The organism is Simiduia aestuariiviva (genome assembly GCF_014192475.1).
Classification (GTDB): domain Bacteria; phylum Pseudomonadota; class Gammaproteobacteria; order Pseudomonadales; family Cellvibrionaceae; genus Simiduia; species Simiduia aestuariiviva.
In genome coordinates this window covers 153,019-171,250 of sequence record NZ_JACHXZ010000004.1, presented here as the reverse complement: position 1 = coordinate 171,250, position 18,232 = coordinate 153,019, and the positions used below count along the sequence as shown (strand labels likewise).

General features: G+C 52.3%; 14 protein-coding genes. 6 read left to right on the top strand and 8 right to left on the bottom strand.

The features are described 5' to 3' along the window. Positions 1–3: 3 nt before the first annotated feature. Positions 4–1,521, bottom strand: a complete 1,518-nt coding sequence (locus FHS30_RS13905; RefSeq protein ID WP_221197317.1) for a CoA-acylating methylmalonate-semialdehyde dehydrogenase — start codon at positions 1,519–1,521, stop codon at positions 4–6. 279 nt (positions 1,522–1,800) lie between these two features. On the opposite strand from FHS30_RS13905, the gene FHS30_RS13900 reads away from it, so the two are divergent. After that, the gene (locus FHS30_RS13900) at positions 1,801–2,613 is read left to right on the top strand and encodes an AraC family transcriptional regulator (protein WP_221197316.1); all 813 of its coding nucleotides are present in this window, start codon (positions 1,801–1,803) and stop codon (positions 2,611–2,613) included. Here FHS30_RS13900 and FHS30_RS13895 read toward each other — a convergent pair. Continuing rightward, positions 2,610–3,218 (bottom strand): HvfX family Cu-binding RiPP maturation protein, encoded by a 609-nt coding sequence (locus FHS30_RS13895; RefSeq protein ID WP_183911117.1) that lies wholly within the window; start codon positions 3,216–3,218, stop codon positions 2,610–2,612. The genes FHS30_RS13900 and FHS30_RS13895 overlap by 4 nt on opposite strands. Before the next feature lie 149 nt (positions 3,219–3,367). Between FHS30_RS13895 and FHS30_RS13890 the strand changes: the two genes are divergently transcribed. Both FHS30_RS13890 and FHS30_RS17460 read left to right on the top strand, forming a co-directional pair. After that, entirely contained in the window at positions 3,368–3,985 is a 618-nt protein-coding gene (locus FHS30_RS13890; protein WP_183911116.1) for an RNA polymerase sigma factor, read from the top strand. Beyond that, a complete protein-coding gene (locus tag FHS30_RS17460) occupies positions 3,979–4,206 on the top strand; it encodes a zf-HC2 domain-containing protein (protein WP_183911115.1) in 228 nt (75 codons plus the stop codon). The genes FHS30_RS13890 and FHS30_RS17460 overlap by 7 nt, the downstream gene beginning before the upstream one ends. Here FHS30_RS17460 and FHS30_RS13880 read toward each other — a convergent pair. From FHS30_RS13880 to FHS30_RS13870, 3 genes are read right to left on the bottom strand one after another with little or no spacing between them, the layout of a single operon-like run. After that, positions 4,163–4,960, bottom strand: coding sequence for a substrate-binding periplasmic protein (locus FHS30_RS13880; protein WP_183911114.1), 798 nt, complete (start codon positions 4,958–4,960; stop codon positions 4,163–4,165). The genes FHS30_RS17460 and FHS30_RS13880 overlap by 44 nt on opposite strands. A 44-nt stretch (positions 4,961–5,004) precedes the next feature. Further along, on the bottom strand, positions 5,005–5,727 hold the full coding sequence (locus tag FHS30_RS13875; protein WP_183911113.1) for a type 2 periplasmic-binding domain-containing protein: 723 nt from the start codon (positions 5,725–5,727) through the stop codon (positions 5,005–5,007). Continuing rightward, complete coding sequence (locus FHS30_RS13870) at positions 5,714–7,366, bottom strand: EAL domain-containing protein (RefSeq protein ID WP_183911112.1); 1,653 nt, start codon at positions 7,364–7,366, stop codon at positions 5,714–5,716. The genes FHS30_RS13875 and FHS30_RS13870 overlap by 14 nt, the downstream gene beginning before the upstream one ends. 133 nt (positions 7,367–7,499) lie before the next feature. Here FHS30_RS13870 and ettA point away from each other — a divergent pair, with 133 nt between their 5' ends. The 3 genes from ettA (at position 7,500) to FHS30_RS13855 (ending at position 12,391) form a co-directional block, all read left to right on the top strand. Then, entirely contained in the window at positions 7,500–9,164 is a 1,665-nt protein-coding gene (gene ettA, locus FHS30_RS13865; protein ID WP_183911111.1) for an energy-dependent translational throttle protein EttA, read from the top strand. An 85-nt stretch (positions 9,165–9,249) separates the two neighbouring features. Continuing rightward, on the top strand, positions 9,250–10,611 hold the full coding sequence (gene mgtE / locus FHS30_RS13860; protein WP_183911110.1) for a magnesium transporter: 1,362 nt from the start codon (positions 9,250–9,252) through the stop codon (positions 10,609–10,611). Between the two features lie 103 nt (positions 10,612–10,714). Next, entirely contained in the window at positions 10,715–12,391 is a 1,677-nt protein-coding gene (locus FHS30_RS13855) for a diguanylate cyclase domain-containing protein (protein WP_183911109.1), read from the top strand. Between the two features lie 7 nt (positions 12,392–12,398). Here FHS30_RS13855 and FHS30_RS13850 read toward each other — a convergent pair whose 3' ends face one another. From FHS30_RS13850 to FHS30_RS13840, 3 genes are all read right to left on the bottom strand, one after another. Beyond that, on the bottom strand, positions 12,399–12,884 hold the full coding sequence (locus FHS30_RS13850) for a response regulator (RefSeq protein WP_183911108.1): 486 nt from the start codon (positions 12,882–12,884) through the stop codon (positions 12,399–12,401). 1 nt (position 12,885) lies between these two features. Then, complete coding sequence (locus tag FHS30_RS13845) at positions 12,886–14,451, bottom strand: sensor histidine kinase (protein WP_183911107.1); 1,566 nt, start codon at positions 14,449–14,451, stop codon at positions 12,886–12,888. 88 nt (positions 14,452–14,539) lie between these two features. Continuing rightward, on the bottom strand, positions 14,540–18,229 hold the full coding sequence (locus FHS30_RS13840; RefSeq protein ID WP_183911106.1) for an EAL domain-containing protein: 3,690 nt from the start codon (positions 18,227–18,229) through the stop codon (positions 14,540–14,542). Between the last annotated feature and the right edge of the window lie 3 nt (positions 18,230–18,232).

The following is an 18,232-nucleotide window of genomic DNA, read 5'->3' as shown; positions in this document are numbered from 1 at the left end:
GGACTACTTCAAGGTAATGGTCATGTTTGGACCACCGGGAATATCGTCGTCGAACCAGCGTGCGGTTACGGTTTTGGTCTCGGTGTAGAAGCGCACAGCTTGTTTGCCGTAGGCGTGCTGATCGCCAAAGAAAGACCCGCGCCAGCCCGTGAAGCTGAAGAAGGGCAATGGCACTGGAACCGGTACGTTGATGCCCACCTGGCCCACGAGGATTTCGTGCTGGTATTTGCGCGCGCAAGCGCCGCTGGCGGTAAAGATGGAGGTGCCGTTACCGAAGGGGCAGTTGTTGATCAGCGCGATGGCTTCTTCGAGCGTATCGACGGTCATGATGCACATAACGGGGCCAAAAATTTCTTTCTGGTAAATTTCCATCTCGGGCGTGACGTCGGTAAAGATGGTGGGGCCCACCCAGTTGCCATCGGGGAAGCCTTCAACCACACAGTTGCTGCCGTCCAGAATACAGTTGGCACCTTCCTGCTTACCTTTTTCAATAAACGCCAACACCTTGTCGCGCGCTTGCGGCGAAATTTGTGGGCCGTAGGCGGCGTCTTTATCGTCCCATGCGCCGGGGCGGATGCTGCTGGCGGCGGCTTTCAAGTCGTCGATCCACTCTTTGGATTCGCCCACCATCACCGCCACTGAAATGGCCATGCAGCGCTGACCGGCGGCGCCGAAGCCCGCACCCACTAAATTGTTGATCACCTGCTGCTTGTTGGCATCGGGCATGACCACCATGTGGTTTTTGGCACCGGCGAAGCACTGGGCGCGTTTCAGGTTTTGGGTGGCTGTGCGGTACACATGCTCGCCCACGGGCACAGAGCCCACAAAGCTCACGGCTTTGACTTCTGGGTGATTGAGCAGTTGGTTAACTTGCTCTTTGCCGCCGTGAATCACTTGCAGTACGCCTTTGGGGGCACCGGCTTGCTCAAACAATTCCACTAGGCGCGTGGGCGTCAGTGGGTCTTGTTCGGAGGGCTTCAGAATAAAGGTGTTACCGGCGGCGATGGCCAGTGGGAACATCCACAGGGGGATCATGGCGGGGAAGTTAAACGGCGTGATGCCCATGCACACACCCAACGGCTGGGTGTAGGAGTAGCAATCGATGGTGCGAGCTACGTTTTCAACGGTCTCGCCCATCATCAGTGAGGCGATGTTACAGGCGTGCTCCACTACTTCAATACCGCGCCACACGTCGCCCTTGGCGTCGTCGAAGGTCTTGCCGGTTTCCTTCGCCAAGATGGTGGCGATTTCGTCGTGGTGCTCTTTCAGTAGGTGTTGGTATTGCAGCATGATGCGGGCGCGCACGGGTACGGCCACGTCTTTCCAGCTCTCAAAGGTCTTCTTGGCGCTGGCAACGGCGCGCTCCACTTCTGCCTCAGTGGCGCAGGGCGCCTCGCAGATGACTTCTTGCGTGGCAGGGTTGGTTACCGGGATCCACTGGCTGGCTTCGCTGTTGGTCCACTCGCCTTCAATAAAAAGTGGGACGCGCTTGGGCAGTCCGTTTGAAAAATGCTTACTCATAATGCCAGACCTTTCGTTGGGCTAATGGAGTGTGACCGACGACGTGCCACAGGCGTGCCGCCAGCGTCGGAAATTTAGTCAACCATCAAACCATAGGCGTGGCACGCACGGGATTGACGATATTGGCGGCTTGATGGATTATCTTGTTATTGTCCGATAGGTCACGCGTTGGCGTGAAATTCAATTATTTGTTTAAAAAACAAAAGGTTAACCTTGTCGCAACCCTCCGATTGGCCGCTACCGCGTGACGGAAAGCGGTTTTTATTACCAAAAGCACTATTGGATAGGCTGGCTGACGAGCCGCTCACCCGGCAGTTGTACCCGCGTGCGCTGGGTTTTTACCCGGTGGCCCGGGGTCATCGCATGCAGCGCGAGCTGCACGATGATCACCTGCTGTTGTATTGCACGGCGGGCCAAGGCCGGTTGGACTATGAGGGTAGGCGCGTTCCCGTCAGCGCCGGCGACGTAGTGGTGTTGCCAGCCGGCCAAGCCCACAGCTATGCATCTGACCACCAACGCCCGTGGACGGTGTACTGGGTGCACTATGCCGGTCTGCTCAGCGACACCATGACCGACTGGCTGGCGGCCAAAGGGGGGCCGGTGCACCGACTTGGATTGAATGCGCGGTTGCTGGCGCTTTTCGATGCGCAATTTGGGCTGCGCGATCAGGGCTCCAACTGGGACGCCGCGCTGCACGCCTGCCATCAGCTGCAGTTTTTGCTGAGCCATATTGCGCAAATGTTGGGTCAGGCCGCCGATTCTGCGGGGCGCTTAGACATAGCGCGGATTAAAGGCTTGATGATGGCGCATATACACGATCACATTGATCTGGCGGCGTTGGCTGAAGATGCGGCGCTGTCGAAATACCATTTTGCCAAGTTGTTTAAAGCGCAAACGGGGCAATCGCCCATCCACTACTTTATTGAACTGAAAATGCAGCAGGCCTGCTACCTGCTCGATACCAGCCGCCAACCCATCAAGCAGGTGGCGCTCAATTTGGGCTATGAAGACGCCTATTACTTTTCCCGTTTGTTTAAAAAAGTGATGGGTGTGAGCCCGGCGCGCTATCGCACCGGGCTGCACAACATTTAACGATTTGGCGTGGCCGAAAACTTTTGAGCGATAAAATAATCCACGCTCACATAGCGACCACCGCCGAGCGCGATGAGTGCGAGGCACATCACACAATAGGTGGCGGCAAATTCAATGCCGTTGTTTAACACCACAAAGTTACCGCTGCTGGTGAGCCAGTCGTAGTTGCCGTGCGCTTGCAAAATCGCGCGCGCGCGCTCCAGTTTCTCTGGTGCTGCCAGCACTGCGTCGTTGGCAAAGGGCGCAGTGGCATCGGCAATCGCCTGCCAGCCGTTTTGCCAGTGCACGGTGAGCGCTGCCACCACCATAGTGATCGCCAGTGGTACGCTGATTAGACGCGTGCCAAAGCCGAGCAGCAGCAGCGCTGCACCCAGTAATTCAGTGGCCGTAGCCAATGCCGTCATCAGCCACGGCAGCGGCAGGCCAAGGCCCCACTCGCTATTTCCCATCCACGCCACTGTGTCGTCGAAATGGTTAAATTTATTGGTGCCGGCCATCCAAAATATGGGCACAAGGTAGAGTCGAAGTAGCAGGGCGGGAATGCCCTCCAATGGCGTCAGCAGGCGACCAGCACAGTGGTAGCCCTGTTGAAGTTGTGCAATCAAGTGTGTGCTCCTAATGAATGGAATAAATGCTTTTTAGCGGGGTTCAAGGTGCGAGTGAGTTAGAGTCAGCGCCGACGACATCGTTACAGTATCCTCAGCATTGTGCTTTAATGCAGCTGGCCCGCAGGGCACCGGCGACAGGGATAACTATGACCATCGAACAGACTCAGGCCGTGGATTTGGCGCTGTTGCGTGCGCAGGATCACGGCGCTTTTACTCAGTTGGTGCAGCAGTATCACGGGCAGTTGTTGGTGGTGGCGCGCGCTATTGTTCGGCCGGCGCAGGCCGAAGAGGTGGTGCAGGAGGCCTGGGTATCGATCTTCCGCGCACTGCCAAAGTTTGAGGGCCGGTCTAGCATTAAAACGTGGATGTTCACCATCGTCAGCAATGCGGCTAAGGGCAAGTTGCGCAAAGAAAATCGCGAGATCACGTGGGACGATGCCGAGCGGGTATTGGGTGATTATCTGTCAGAAGACCGCTTCAAAAGTGATGGTCACTGGTCGAGCGGGCCCGTGAATTGGCACATGGAATCGCCCGACCGCATCTTAGAAGAAAGTCAGCTGAAGCAGTGTATTGAGAAAAATCTGGCGCTGCTACCGGATGCCCAACGCGCGGTATTTCTATTGCGCGACGTGGAGCAGCAACCCTTAGACACCATATGTAACATGCTGGGCATTACTAACTCTAATGCACGGGTATTGTTGCATCGGGCGCGGGTTAGCCTGCTCTCGGTGGTGGATCATTATCAGGAAACCGGCCAATGTTAAAGTGCAAAGACATCGTTGCGCGCTCGAGCGATTACCTGGACGGTGAACTCACTTCTTGGGCGCGAATAAATTATCGCGTGCACTTAATGATGTGTACCCACTGTCGACGCTATCTGCGTCATTTCCGTATTGCCATTCAGGCTGCAGCGCGGGTTGCGCGCACTGGCACTGACCCGGTTACTGCCGAGCAGATTTCGGAAAGTGTTCAGCGTAATAGTTAACAGTGTCCAAAGACGGCTGCGTGCAGGTGTGATCATTCATGGAATGTGCACAAAAATTGCCGGCCAGCGCTCTAATTTCATGTTCTAGTTTTTTAGCCAATTGTGCATGGCGCTTGTGTAAGTGAATGAAGCCTGTCAGATCAAATAATACTGGCGTTAATACTGAAAATTTCTCCGGCCATTGGACGCCTTTCATTTGCTCTATGATGGGAAAATAAGCCTCGGGCAATAAAATTAAATCGGCGCGACCCGCCTGCAGCATGCGCAGTGCTTGATGATAATTTTCAACTTCCACATTTTCCAGGTTGTGAAAGCGGCGGGGCAATAATTCAGATACAAAAATGTCTTTAACAGTAATAAATCGCTGTGCATGAAATTCACTCCAGCGGCCACTGTTAGGCGCCGAATTGGCTGAGGTGACTAGCATCATGGACGTTGTCTGGAGCGGTGTGTTCACCAGGACTAAATTTTTGAAGTGGGGCGTCATATCGCGTAGGCGTAACAATTCGCCATCTGCCACGCCTGCATCAACCATGCGCAATGACCGCTCGGGTGGTGCGGGTTGTATGCGTAGATGGTAACCGAGGTTTGCCAGCGCTTCACGCAGTAAGTTAACGCCCTGAAGTTTATTTGAGTCTTGGTGCTCGTAAAAGTCGACGGTGGTAAAGGTCAGTACCTTTGGATCTGGGGTCAGATTTTCCGCAGAGGCAATGAGCGGAAATAATATATAGCAAAGTCGAAATGCTTTTATCATGCTGCCCTCCTGGCTGGTGGCGGCCTGTGAAGTTTGCGCGCAATCTACTCCGGAAATTGCGTTTGGTATTTCAATTTTTTAAGTTCTGCGGTCAGCGGGGCCAACAGTTGTTGATGCCGTTTGTGCAGGTGCATATAGGCCGCTTCCTCTTCGAGGTGCGGGCTGAGCGCCACTAAACGCTGCGCTTCAACGTCGGATTGTTGCGTAAGAAAATCAAAGTTGGCGGGTATGATGACCATGTCGGCGCGCCCCGAGCCCACTATCTTAAGTGCTTGATCGTAGCTGGCTGCCACAATGGTTGGCAGATCCGCAAATTGCGCGGGTACTTTGCGGCCAACGCGCGAACCTGAAATCACCACGCGATTGCGCGGCGCCAAAGATGTCCACTGTCGATCTTCATCGGCAAGTTCGGCCCGACTGATGATAATGGTATGCACCGCATTGACTGGCTCTGGTACAAACAGCAGGTTGGGAAATTCGGCCGTGTGGTCGCGATTGCGGGCAAATTCGCCGTCGACATCGCCGCTATTTGCCATGGCAAGTGCACGCGGACCTTTTATGTAGCGTAGCGAGTAGGTGTAACCCAAATTAGCTAGCGCAACGCGCATGCGGTCGCGGGCTGGGTGCTTTTCGTAAATGGGTTGTGAATAGAAGCTGTCGATCGTAAAGACCAGGTTTCGCTCACTGGAGGGTTCCGCCAGCGGGCTTGTAGATAGCGAGGCTAACAATAGCCAAATAAACAGTGTAAAAGCGCTACGCGGATTCATGGCTCGGGCCTAGGTTTAATTCTTCTGGGCTTGCGGGTTCTCGCAGTAGATACCCCTGAACACACTGACAGTCTAGATGTTGAGCCACTTCAAGCTGGGCGGGCGTTTCAATGCCCGTCATTACCACCTGAAAACCCAGCGTGTGCATGTAGGTTGCGAGGCCTTGCAGCTGGGCGCGTGCCTTGGCGTCTGGCAAGGCTTTGGTAAATTCTCGGTTGAGCTTGATTTGATTAAACGGCAGATTTTGCAGCTGCATCAAGCAGGAGCGCCCGGCGCCAAAGTCGTCCAAGGCGAGATGTATACCCAGATCCCGCAGTTGCTGAAGGCGCTCGGCGGGGGCCTCTGTTTCCAGTGCCGCCTCGGTGATTTCCAGCGTCACGCAGCCGGGGTCGATTCCCGTTTCCGTAAGCAGTGCCTTGGTTTGGGCGAGCAGTGTGGGCGATTGAAACTGACCGGCCGACAAATTGATGTTGACCATATCGAGTCGAACGCCGCGATTGCGCCATTGCAGGAATTGGCGCGCCGACTCGCGAAACACCCAACCACCCAATTGTTTTAAGCAGCCTGTGGCTTCTGCTGCTTCCAGAAAATCTTCAGGCAATAACAGGCCGCGCTCTGGATGCTGCCAGCGCAGCAGCGCTTCTACGCCGGTGATCTCGCCAGTATCAGCGTCCAGTACGGGCTGGTAGTGGAGCACGAAGTCGCGGTTTTCCATGGCCCGTTGCAGTTCTTTGGCTAGCTGCTGACGGGCGCTCGCCAATTGCTGCAATGCGGGGGTAAAGAGCAGGGTCTGGCCGGCACCGCGGCGCTTGGCCTGCAGCAGGGCGGTTTCCGTCTGTTTTAGGTGGGTTTGCGGGGTTACGGCGTCGAGGGGAAAAAGTGAGGCCCCCACTGCGATGGTCAAGCCCTGCTGTAAATCGGGCAGCTCACTGCGCATGGCAAGCTGGATCTTTTCGGCCACTTGGGTAAAGGCATTGAGGGCGGCCCGTCGGTCGGGCAGATCGGGCATCAGCAATGCAAAGCGACCGTGACCCTGTGCCGCCAAGGTGTCCTGGGCGCGCAGTAGATCGCGAATGCGGGCGCCCATGGCGATCACCACCTGATCGAAGGCAGTGCTGCCAATTTGAGTGCGCAGGGCCTCTGCGTTGTCGGGTTCGAAAATGACGAGAGCAACCAGTTGATTGCTGCGCTTAGCGCGCATTTGCGCCTGATTTAACCGATCTAACAGGAGGCTCAGGTTGGGCAGCTGGGTGAGGCTGTCGAAATAGGCCAGCCGGTGCAGCTTTACCTCAGCCAGTTTGCGTTCGCTGATGTCGCTGAACGACACCAATACGCTGCTGCCCGCGGCCGTCTGCAATCGCTTCATGCTCACCCAGCTCTGGAAATTGCGAGCGTGATGTTGAAACGGCAGCTCGCCCTCCCACCAGCCCTTGCGCATGAGGGCTTCTTTGATGGTTTTCACCATGGTCGGCCCCTGCAAATTGGGGTCGAAAAAAGGGCAGGGCTTGCCTTTAATGTCAGCTGGTTCACCCGTGAGTGAGAGGTAGGCATGATTGACCAAGAGCAGCAGGTCAGCGCCGTCGACCACGCATTGTGGCTGATGTGATTGGTGAAAGGCGGCTTCCAGCAGTTGCTGCACTAGGTGTCTCCCGTTTCATTAAGCTACTAGTATAGGCGCAAAGCACAGCTACACGCCCGCCAGCATTGAAATACCGCCGAGCTTTGGGGTAACGTGCGCGGCATTATTCCCCATTAACAGAGGTTGCAGCGTCATGGCGCAATACGTGTTTACGATGAATCGCCTGGGTAAGATCGTTCCGCCCAAGCGCGAGATCCTAAAGGATATCTCGCTGTCCTTTTTCCCTGGCGCCAAAATTGGTGTTTTGGGCCTCAATGGTTCCGGTAAATCCACGCTGTTGCGCATCATGGCAGGGGTGGACCAAGACTTTAACGGCGAAGCGCGGCCGATGCCCGGCATCAAAGTGGGCTATTTAGAGCAGGAGCCTCAGCTAGACGACAGCAAAGATGTGCGCGGCAATGTGGAAGACGGTATGCGCGAGGCGGTGGACGCCTTGAAGCAGCTGGACGCCATCTACGCAGCCTATGCCGAACCCGAGGCCGATTTTGACGATCTCGCGAAAAAGCAGGCCCGCTGCGAAGACATTATTCAAGCGTGGGATGCCCACAATCTCGATCACACCTTAGAGGTAGCGGCCGATGCCCTGCGCCTGCCGCCATGGGATGCCGATGTCAGCAAGTTGTCCGGCGGTGAGAAGCGCCGCGTGGCCTTGTGTCGCCTGTTGCTGTCGCGCCCTGATATGTTGCTTTTGGACGAACCCACGAACCACTTGGATGCCGAATCCGTTCATTGGTTGGAGCGCTTTTTGTGCGAATTTGAAGGCACCGTGGTAGCCATTACCCACGATCGCTACTTCCTCGACAATGCCGCAGGCTGGATTTTGGAATTGGATCGCGGCCACGGCATTCCCTACGAGGGCAACTACTCCTCGTGGTTGGAGCAAAAAGAAGCGCGCATTGCCCAGGAGCAACGCCAAGAAGCTGCTCACACCAAGGCCATGAAGTCGGAGCTGGAGTGGGTGCGCCAGAACCCTAAAGGGCGTCAGGCCAAGAGCAAGGCACGCGTTGCGCGCTTTGAAGAAATGCAAAGCCAAGAGTTTCAAAAGCGCAACGAAACCAACGAAATCTATATTCCGCCGGGCGAGCGCTTGGGTGACAAAGTCATTGAATTTGACGGCGTCACTAAAGCCTATGGCGATCGCCTACTGATTGACAATCTCAGCTTTAACGTGCCCAAGGGTGCGGTAGTGGGTATCATCGGCGGTAACGGTGCGGGTAAGTCAACATTGTTTCGCATGATTGCGGGCGATGAGCAACCCGATGCCGGCAAGATCACCATCGGCGAAACCGTAAAGCTCGCGTTTGTCGAACAGAGTCGACAGAATTTGAAAGATGAAGACACGGTGTGGCAAGCCATTTCCGGCGGCGCCGACGTGTTGAAAATTGGCAGCTACGAAGTCAGTTCGCGTTCATACGTGGGCCGCTTCAATTTTAAAGGCACGGATCAGCAAAAGCGCGTGGGTGATTTGTCGGGCGGTGAGCGTGGTCGCTTGCACTTGGCAAACACGCTTAAGCAGGGCGCCAACGTCTTGTTATTGGATGAACCCTCTAACGATTTGGACGTTGAAACGCTGCGCGCGCTGGAAGAGGCGGTGTTGGCATTCCCAGGTTGTGTACTAGTGATCTCGCACGATCGCTGGTTCTTAGACCGCATTGCCACACATATTCTCGCCTACGAAGGCGACTCCGACGTGGTGTTCTTTGAGGGCAACTACACCGAATACCACGAGGACTTTGTCAAGCGTAAGGGCGCCAACGCCACGCCCCAGCGCATGAAATACAAGCGCTTAAAAGGCTAAGCGTTTACTGTTTGTTCGTGCTATGCGCAGTGCGCGCATTGCACGAACAAATTCGCTCACCCATTCAGCCATTAGGGAATCCCATTTGGAAATTTCAGAGATCGCAACGCACGAGCCATTGGTCGATCCCATTCTCAGCGAATTGGCTGAGGAAGATGGCCAGCTTTCCGAGGCTACGCGCGCCGCGATTTTGGAATTGCCAAGCGAAGCGATTGCGGCGCTGTTGGAATCGCTCCCCGTCAACTCCCGTCTACAAGTGTGGGCGCTGGTTAGTGATGACGAGCGCGGCGACGTGCTGTTCGAAATGCACGATGACGCGCGCCGCCATCTTATTGGCGAGATGGAAGAGGCCGATTTGCGAACCATGGCGGCGCGCCTCTCGCCTCAAGAATTGGTTGAGCTGAATGAGTTAATTCCAGAAAAACTCTACTCTCGCCGCTTAAAACTCATGAGCATCAAAGAGCAGACCGCCGTAAACACGGCCATGCGCTTTGATGACGATCAAGTCGGTCGTAACATCGACTCTGACTTTATAAGCATCAGTGAAAACCTCACCGCCCAACAGGTGATGCGCCTGCTGCGCCAGTGGCAAATTCCCTCTAACACCGATTTATTGTGCCTCGTCAGTGAAGATGGACTCTATGCCGGCAGCGTGCAGCTCACTGATTTATTTAACGCGCACCCGCAGCAACAAATTAACGAGCTAAAGCTGGAAGAAGATCCCGCGGTGGGCGCTGAAATGCACATGAGCGATCTGGCTGACCACAGCTACCAAAATCACTACGCCATGACGCCGGTAGTCGACGATGCCGGGCACCTGCTGGGCCGAATAACATCGCAAGATATTTTGGGCTGGGTGCAGGACGAAGCGGAAAGCCAGTTGCTGCAGCAGGCGGGTCTGTCGGAAGACGAGGATTTGTTTGCTCCCGTCAAGCGCTCGGCCAAGCGTCGCGCCGTGTGGCTGGGAATCAACTTGTGTACCGCGCTGTTAGCGTCTTGGACCATCGGCCTTTTCGAGGCCACCTTAGAACAAGTGGTGGCATTGGCAATCTTGATGCCCATCGTGGCCAGTATGGGCGGCATTGCGGGCAGTCAAACCTTGACCCTGGCCATTCGCGGCCTCGCGCTGGGACACTTGTCGTCGTCTAATGCCAATATCATCTTTCGCAAAGAAATCTTGGTGGGGCTGCTCAACGGCATTATCTGGGCGCTAGTTATCGGCACCATGGCCGGTTTGTGGTTTGCTAAGCCCGCCATCGGCTTTGTCATTGGCGCCGCCATCTTGGTCAATCTAATTTTCGCCGCTGTCAGTGGTGTCATCATTCCGCTCATTCTCGACAAGCTCAAGATTGATCCAGCGCTGTCCGGCGCCGTGATTTTAACGACAGTGACCGATGTCGTCGGCTTTTTCGCGTTTTTAGGATTGGGATCGTTATTTTTGGTGTAACGTCAAGTTTTCGGCGGTAGCACAGAAAAGCCGTTCAACTTTCTCAATAGGACAGATTCGTCATCTATACTTTTTCGGACAACCACCGAGTAAGGAAGGATGGGTGCGGATACTCCACGTAGAAGACAGTCATGTATTTGCGCGGCTTATCGCTGAAGAGCTTAAGGACGCGTTTGGCTTAAAAGAGTTTGCAATCACTCATGCCGACAAAATGTGCGATGCCGTGGCCATATTGGCCTCAGGTGAGCAATATGATGTGATTCTGTTGGACCTCTCCCTGCCCGATGCCAAGGGCTACGACGCGCTCAATATGCTCAGAGATGTCAACAAGACCTCCCCTATTATCGTACTGTCTGGCGCAGGTCAGCATGAAATGGGTCTGCAGTCCGTCGCCCTAGGTGCGCAAGACTACATAATGAAAGACGCTCGCAATGGCGAGATCATTCTAAAATCCATTGAGTTCGCAATTGAGCGGCACCGCAGCGAACAGGCGGCTGTTGCCTGCGCTATGACCGATCCCTTAACGCAATTACCCAATCGTGGCTATTTTCTGGAATATGCCGCAACTGCCGTGGAGCGCGCTAAACGCAGTAACCTTCGCTTGGTGTTGTTCTACATCGACTTTGATGGATTTAAAGCCCTGAACGATACCTACGGGCACGTGGAGGGCGATAATTTCCTAACGGAAATTGGCGGGCGCTTTAAAACAATACTGAGAAAATCCGATTTTTGCAGTCGTTTGGGCGGTGATGAATTCGCCGTGTTAGTGGAAACTGAGCACGCATCAATTAGTGCTTGCCGGCCATTTGTGGATGGGTTATTGGCGGAAATGCGCAAGCCATTCACATTAACCAACGGCAATAAAATTAAAAGTTGTTGCTCCGTGGGCGGAGCTATTTTTGATCCGTCTGCGGATGAAGAAAAATCCATAGAGGATTTTATGAATGAGGCCGACGAGGCCATGTATCTAGCGAAGCAAAGTGGCGGAGACTGCCTCAGATACTCCCAGGCCGATGCTCAGCCCCAACCCGGGTCTGGAAACGTCGCGCAGATTGGCGGTCAGGAGCTGCGTCCGGCGCGGCGTTTCTACGTTGAATTCGTTCCAATCTATGGCGTATCCACCTTGTCACTGGATGGCTATGAGTGCGTCATCAATGAACATGATGGCGTGCTGGGCGCCAACAGTCAGCTGCGGCCCGGTGCCACAGAGCTGGTGTTGAACAAAGCGCAGCAGGACGAGTGGGGGGCGGTAGCTGCAAGCGTTACTGAATTGCTCGATAAGCTAGAGAGCGGTGGCACCAAGGTGTCCTTTGTCTGTATCAACCTGCAAGTCGAGCAGATGTCATCTCCCCGGTTTGGCGAGCGCATTAGACGCGTTGTTGATGCTGTGAGGGACAAGCTGTCAATTATCATAAAATTTCCAGAGTCTGGTTTATTGGAAGGCAATGCCGCATTGATACGGGCGATTAAAGAATTGAAAGCGCTAAATGTGCCTGTTGCACTCGCTGGCTTTGGGTCTACCCAGTGCTGTTTAATGGAGGTATTGCAGATACCTTTCGACATCATTGAAATCGACAAGAAAATGGCGGATCGTATAATGGAGTCCGAAGCGGGCGCCCTTGGCGTCAAGGCAGTGGTTCGATTGGCGCAAGAACTGAATAAACAAATATTAGTGAGCGGTATCGAGTGTGAAAGAACTTGGGTTGAATTAAGGAAGTTAGGGGTGGATTACCGCGTGGGCGAACAGCCTTTAATCAATAAAAAATCTCAAAAGATCTAGCCGATCGTTAACTTCGATTGGGCGGGAGTTTGGTGGTTGATAACCAAAAGCTCTCCAGGCTCCTGATTGCCGCTAAAAATTCTTCGAACTCGATGGGTTTTGCGACATAGGCATTCACCTTCAGGTCGTATGCTGCAATGATGTCTCGGTCATCTAGCGAGGTGGTCAGCATCACAACCGGCGTCAACTTATGTACTTTATGAGCCCGCAAAAAGGTGAGCACTTCTTTACCATTGACCTTGGGCAAATTGATGTCCAGCAGCACGAAGTCGGGTTTTGGTGAATCACTAAACGGCGGCTTGTTGTCCAAGAACGCAATCGCCTGTTCCCCATCCGTCACATGATGAATATGTTTTACTACCACTTGCCCGCTTTCCTTTAGAGCCTCTATGGTCAACCGAGCATCGAGGGGATTGTCCTCCACAAGTAAGATTTCAATGGGTTTTGTAAAGCCGTCGCCAGCGTTAGAACAGTCATACGTGTCTTGATTCATGTCACTGTCTGCCTAAAGAGTTTGAATTGGGGCTATCTTTTGCTTGCTTAATACTAGTGGCTTCCTGCGGTAGCGCCACGGTAAAGCAGCTGCCTTTATCTGGGGTGGAGGAAACTTGGATAGTCCCTTTGTGTAGCTTGACGATTTTCTTACAAAGCGCCAATCCAATTCCCGTGCCAGGGTAATCGGATGCCGAGTGCAGGCGTTGAAATATTTCAAAAATATTATCGAAGTATCTATTATCTATACCGATGCCATTGTCTTGAAATGATACCAATATTTTGTCTTCCAATGCTCGGGCTTCTATCTTAATTTCCGGCGTTCTATCCGGGTGCCGATACTTAATGGCATTGCCGATGAAGTTGCTGAACAGCCGTTGAATCAGGCTGTTAATACCGTATACGAACCCAGCATCTTCGCAGTGAACATCAATTTTAAGAGAGGGATACTGGGTGATGAAATTTTCTTTCATTGCGAGCAGCATCTGTTCGACATCAATCCCCTCAAAGGGTGCATAATCGTCGCGCACCTGTGAAAGTTGTAGTAGATCATTGATCAACTCTTTCATGCGTTTGCAGCCATCGGTAACGAAGCCGAAAAACTCTTTGGCTTCGTCTGGCAGTTGGTTGCCATAGCGGCGTTCGATTAACTGCAAATAGCTCGCTATGGTTCGCAATGGCTCCTGCAGATCGTGTGAAGCTGCGTAGGCAAACTGCTCTAAATCTCGATTGGAATCCGCAAGTTTCCGCAGCGCTTGGGCTACGTCCTGTTCCGCGGTCTTCTTATCTTCAATATCTTCGATGCTGCCCACCATTCTGGCGGGGCTGCCGTCGGAATTTCTAGAGGCGATACCCGAGCCGCGAAACCAGTGATAGGTGCCGCACTTCAAGCGCATGCGATATTCCATATCAAAGGGCTGATTTTTGAGAAAGTGGGCATCGAGTGTGTTAAATAATCGCTGCTGGTCTTCCATGTGTAGCAGGGATACAAAGTTTTCAAAGTTGGAGGCTATTTCTTGATCTTCATAGCCTAGCAATTCGTAAAATTTTGAACTCCAAAATTGCTCAGATCGATTTACATTAAGCCAATCCCAAACCCCAACACTGGCGCCCGCTATTGCCAGTTGGAAGCGCTCTTGCGCGCTTTGTTTTTCTGCCTCAAACTCCTTTCTTTGATCAATTATTTCAATAATTCCGAGCATCCGGATTGGCTGCCCAGATTCGTTTAATATGGCATTACCGGTGGACCTGAACCAGCTATAGGACCCGTTTTTCTTCAATAGTCGATGTTCAATATCGTATTCTGATCCGTCATCCAAGTGGCTCATCAACGCGCGCTGATGCGCATCTCTGTCGTCTGGATGTAGCAGCTCGTAAAACTTATCGCGACTGGGTTTAAACGCTAGGTTTTCGTACCCCAGTAATCGGAAATAGCTAGAACTCCAATAGACGTCACTGTGGTTGAGATCCACCCAATCCCATATGCCGATGTGCGTGCCTTGAACTAACAGTTCGAAGTGCTCTTTCTCTTCGGACGCATACAATGATTGGGGGTTGGGTTGAGTCATGATTGCCTTGTGAATTGCTTTGCGCTGTTGTTTGCAGGCGCGTTTCGCAGTTAATCGCTTGCTTAACTGCTCGATGAAATGTCAACGTCTAGCTGGCGAGTTTACTATTGCCATCTTTGTCTTCGCATAATTTTACACTGGGCCAAACGGAATTATTAATCCATTCAATAATTTGGTTTGTTGGAAAGGGCTTGCTTATGAAATACCCTTGTGCAACTTCGCAGCCTAGATCCTTGAGGATTTCCAGCTTTTCCTTATCTTCAACGCCTTCCGCTGTGGTGGTGAGCGACAGGTTCTTTGCCAAGTCAATGGTGGACTTTACAATGGCGTAATTCTCGGTGCGGCTGAGATCCATTACAAATGACTTGTCAATTTTCATGTCTGTGACGGGTAGGTCTTTCAGATAGGTCAGCGAAGAGTGCCCGGTACCAAAGTCGTCGATGGCAATCTGCATGCCAGCGCTGCGCAGCTTTTGTAGTGCACCCAAGGCTTTGGTGGTGTCTTCCATTACGGCACTTTCGGTGATTTCAACAATGATATTCTTCACGGGGAAATCAACGGCGTGGGCGGCCTGCATGATTTTTTTATCTATGTCTGGTTCCTGCAAATTTCTAACAGAGATATTGATTGCAACATCTAACTCATAGCCCATTTGGTGCCATAAGCTAGCCTGTTGAATGGCTTTTATGATGACCCAATCGGTTAATTGCTTGATGAGCGCCGTGCGCTCAATAATGGGAATAAAGCTATCTGGAAACAGCAGCCCACGAGTGGGGTGCTGCCAGCGAATCAGCGCCTCGAAGCCGCAGGTGGTTTTTGTGGTTAGATTAATCTTGGGTTGCCAGTGCAGTACGAGATGGTTGTTATCGATGGCATCTCTGAGCTCACCCAGAAGCGAAAGTTTGAGTGGATCAAAGTCGTCGTAGGCTTCGTGATATATGCACATAAATTCTTTGTATTTCTTTGCTGCAGATAACGCCACATCCGCACGGCGCCACAGGGTGTTGGCATCCTTCCCGTGTTTGGGATATAGGGCGGTGCCTGCGCGGATTTCCACGAGAATCGGAACGCCTGAAATTTGAATGCTCTCGTGCAGCGCATCGCCAATGCGATTAGCGATTTCAGATATTCGAATTTTACTCTCCACGGGGTTGATAAGTATGGCGAACTCGTCGCCGCCTAAGCAGCCTACGAAGTCCGTTTGCTTAGAGGTGGCCAGTAAGCGAGCGCCCACCTCTGTCAATAACAAATCACCATTGCTGTGCCCAAGGGTGTCGTTAATTTCCCGGAAGTTGTTGATATTGATAAGGATAAGGCCAAAACTATTATTGGTCTTTTCGGCCTCTAGAATATTGTTGTCTAACATGCGCAATAGTTGAGACCTGTTGCCCAATCCTGTGACCGTGTCGTGGTAGGCAAGGTGATGAAGCCGGTCTTTGGTTTTCAGGTAGTCGACGGCAAAAGAGATATCTTGCGATATTTCAGTAAGCAATTTGATTTCAACAGAATCGATCGTCATGGTGCGCTTTGAGTAGAGCATGACCACGCCAATGACATTTTCTTCGTTCAGTAGGGGCAGGCAAATGGCGGATCGATAACCTTTTAATTTCATGATGCCAGCGACCACATCGCCCTCTACGGAACTTCGAAAGGTGGTTTCCCATTGTGGTTGGCGCTTGCTAATGGCTCGTGGGATTAACGACAGCGACTCGCGATTTTCATCCGTTGTCCTAAATTGTTCTCTGGCCAACGCCTGCATGTCCTCTTCTGTGCCAAATTTAGCGATGGGAGCTATTGTGTCGTCTTCGTGATTAATGAATCCCATCCAGGCGAGGTCGAATTCTCCAACTTGCACGGCGACTCGGCAGGCGTCGTTAAACAATTCTTGATAGCTATCTGCCCTCACGATCAAGTTATTGATGTTGCTCAACAGCGCATAGAGCCTGTTCATACGCAGAATATTAAATTGCGCATGCTTCCTGGCGGTGATGTCTTCTGCAGTGCCTGCGATGCGTGAGAGTTTTCCATTTTCATCGAAAATTGGAAACCCGCGTATGACAATCCATTTGAGATCTCCGTCGGGTTGGGTGATGCGAAATTCGGATTCTCCCAGCCCTGTGTTTCTTAATGCATCTATGAGCGCAGCCACTTTTGGCCTGTCGGGTGGCAATACCGATTGCAGGATGGATGATGGTTCCTGGTGAATCTGATCCAGCGAGCGGCCCCAGATTCGCTCATAGGCTGGGCTGACATAGAGTACTTGGCCTCGGATGGGGGACACCAAGAAGAACGCTTCTTGTATATTTTCGGCAAGCTGCCTAAAGCGCTTTTCAGATTCCGCAAGGCGGGAAAAGGTGTCAGATAGCTCGGTAGCCTGGGCAAATTGCTGGGCCACATTTCGTCCAAAGGAAATCCAATCTTCTTCAATTAAAAGCTGCTGGTCGGCGAACATGATGAACAAACCCCAGGCGCCCTCTTTACCTCTAATAGGTACGAGCAGTGCAGAGCGCGATCCGGATGTTTGTAAAATATTATCAGAAATCTCACAATCTACCTTGAAGGTGGGTACCGCAATGGGTATTTCACCTTGCATGACTTTAATCAGCGACTTTCTGCAATTTAGGCCGTTTTTTAATTCATCTATCTTCCCTGCGAAGCCGAATTGCGCTCTCAGCTTTAGCGGGTTGTGAGCATCACCATAATAAAAAACACCGTGGGAAAGGCCGGCGCTGTCCAGACAGCGAGCGAGGATGTCGTCCAGTACCAATTGATTGCCCTTAAATTGAATCAAGGAGTCTGCAATGGCACCTATTTGGCCAAGGATAGTATGTTGAACGTAACTGCGTTGGCGACTAACGAGGTTGAGGCTGACCTGTCGCTCCAGCTGCTGGAGCATTCGATTGTGAATTTCATCGTCAATATCAGCATCAATTTCAGCGTCAGTTATAGAGGGTATAGATCCGCCATTTGATGTTGAAGGGGTGTGGCTTGCTAAACAGCTTTCTACAGTATCAATGATTTTTTGAATTCCTTGAGAGCGATACACATAGCCGTTGGCGCCGATTTTACTGGCCAACTTTTGGTCGATATCTTCAACGTAGTTGGCGCTGCACAGAACGATGGGTATGTGTTGGATGGCATCATCTTCGCGCACCGCTTTGCAAAACTGAAAGCCATCCATGCGCGGCATCAAGACGTCGGACACAATGACGTCGGGTACGTATTGTTGCGCTAGTTCCAGCCCTTGGACACCGTCGGCCCCACTGATCACTTTGAACCCTGCGTGGGCAAATTGAAGGCCTGTGAATTTGAGTTGAATTGGGTCGTCGTCAACAATTAAAACTAATCGGTTGTGGCCTTCAACACGCGTTGTGCTTTTCTTGCTCGGCAGGTGATTGGCTATACATTTTACGAGCAGGGATGGCTCAACGGGTTTTAGCAAAAAATCGGTAAAGCCAGCGTTGGCAATGCGAGCTTCCTCCACCATGGAAATAAAGCCACTAAAAGCAATAATGGGGATGCTTTCGCCGTTGGGCATAGCCCTAAGTTCTTTGATAAGTTGCAAACCATCGGTGTCGGGCAGGCGCATGTCCTGCAGAATGATGTCCGGTGCAACACGATCAAGCGTTTGGTGGGCTTCCTCGCCCGTGGTGCACACGAGCACGGAATAGCCTTCAGTTTCTAGGGTTAGACGTACTAATTTTACCGTCAGTGGGTTATCTTCTACCAAAAGAATTTTATGTTTATCTGGCTCAAATACAGCGTCACTTTTGGTCATAAC

Bases quoted from the DNA above. Each gene is read 5' to 3' on its own strand.
- FHS30_RS13905 (WP_221197317.1), bottom strand. From the start codon at position 1,521: ATGAGTAAGCATTTTTCAAACGGACTGCCCAAGCGCGTCCCACTTTTT.
- FHS30_RS13890 (WP_183911116.1), top strand. From the start codon at position 3,368: ATGACCATCGAACAGACTCAGGCCGTGGATTTGGCGCTGTTGCGTGCG.
- FHS30_RS17460 (WP_183911115.1), top strand. From the start codon at position 3,979: ATGTTAAAGTGCAAAGACATCGTTGCGCGCTCGAGCGATTACCTGGAC.
- FHS30_RS13880 (WP_183911114.1), bottom strand. From the start codon at position 4,960: ATGATAAAAGCATTTCGACTTTGCTATATATTATTTCCGCTCATTGCC.
- FHS30_RS13875 (WP_183911113.1), bottom strand. From the start codon at position 5,727: ATGAATCCGCGTAGCGCTTTTACACTGTTTATTTGGCTATTGTTAGCC.
- ettA (WP_183911111.1), top strand. From the start codon at position 7,500: ATGGCGCAATACGTGTTTACGATGAATCGCCTGGGTAAGATCGTTCCG.
- FHS30_RS13850 (WP_183911108.1), bottom strand. From the start codon at position 12,884: ATGAATCAAGACACGTATGACTGTTCTAACGCTGGCGACGGCTTTACA.
- FHS30_RS13845 (WP_183911107.1), bottom strand. From the start codon at position 14,451: ATGACTCAACCCAACCCCCAATCATTGTATGCGTCCGAAGAGAAAGAG.
- FHS30_RS13840 (WP_183911106.1), bottom strand. From the start codon at position 18,229: ATGACCAAAAGTGACGCTGTATTTGAGCCAGATAAACATAAAATTCTT.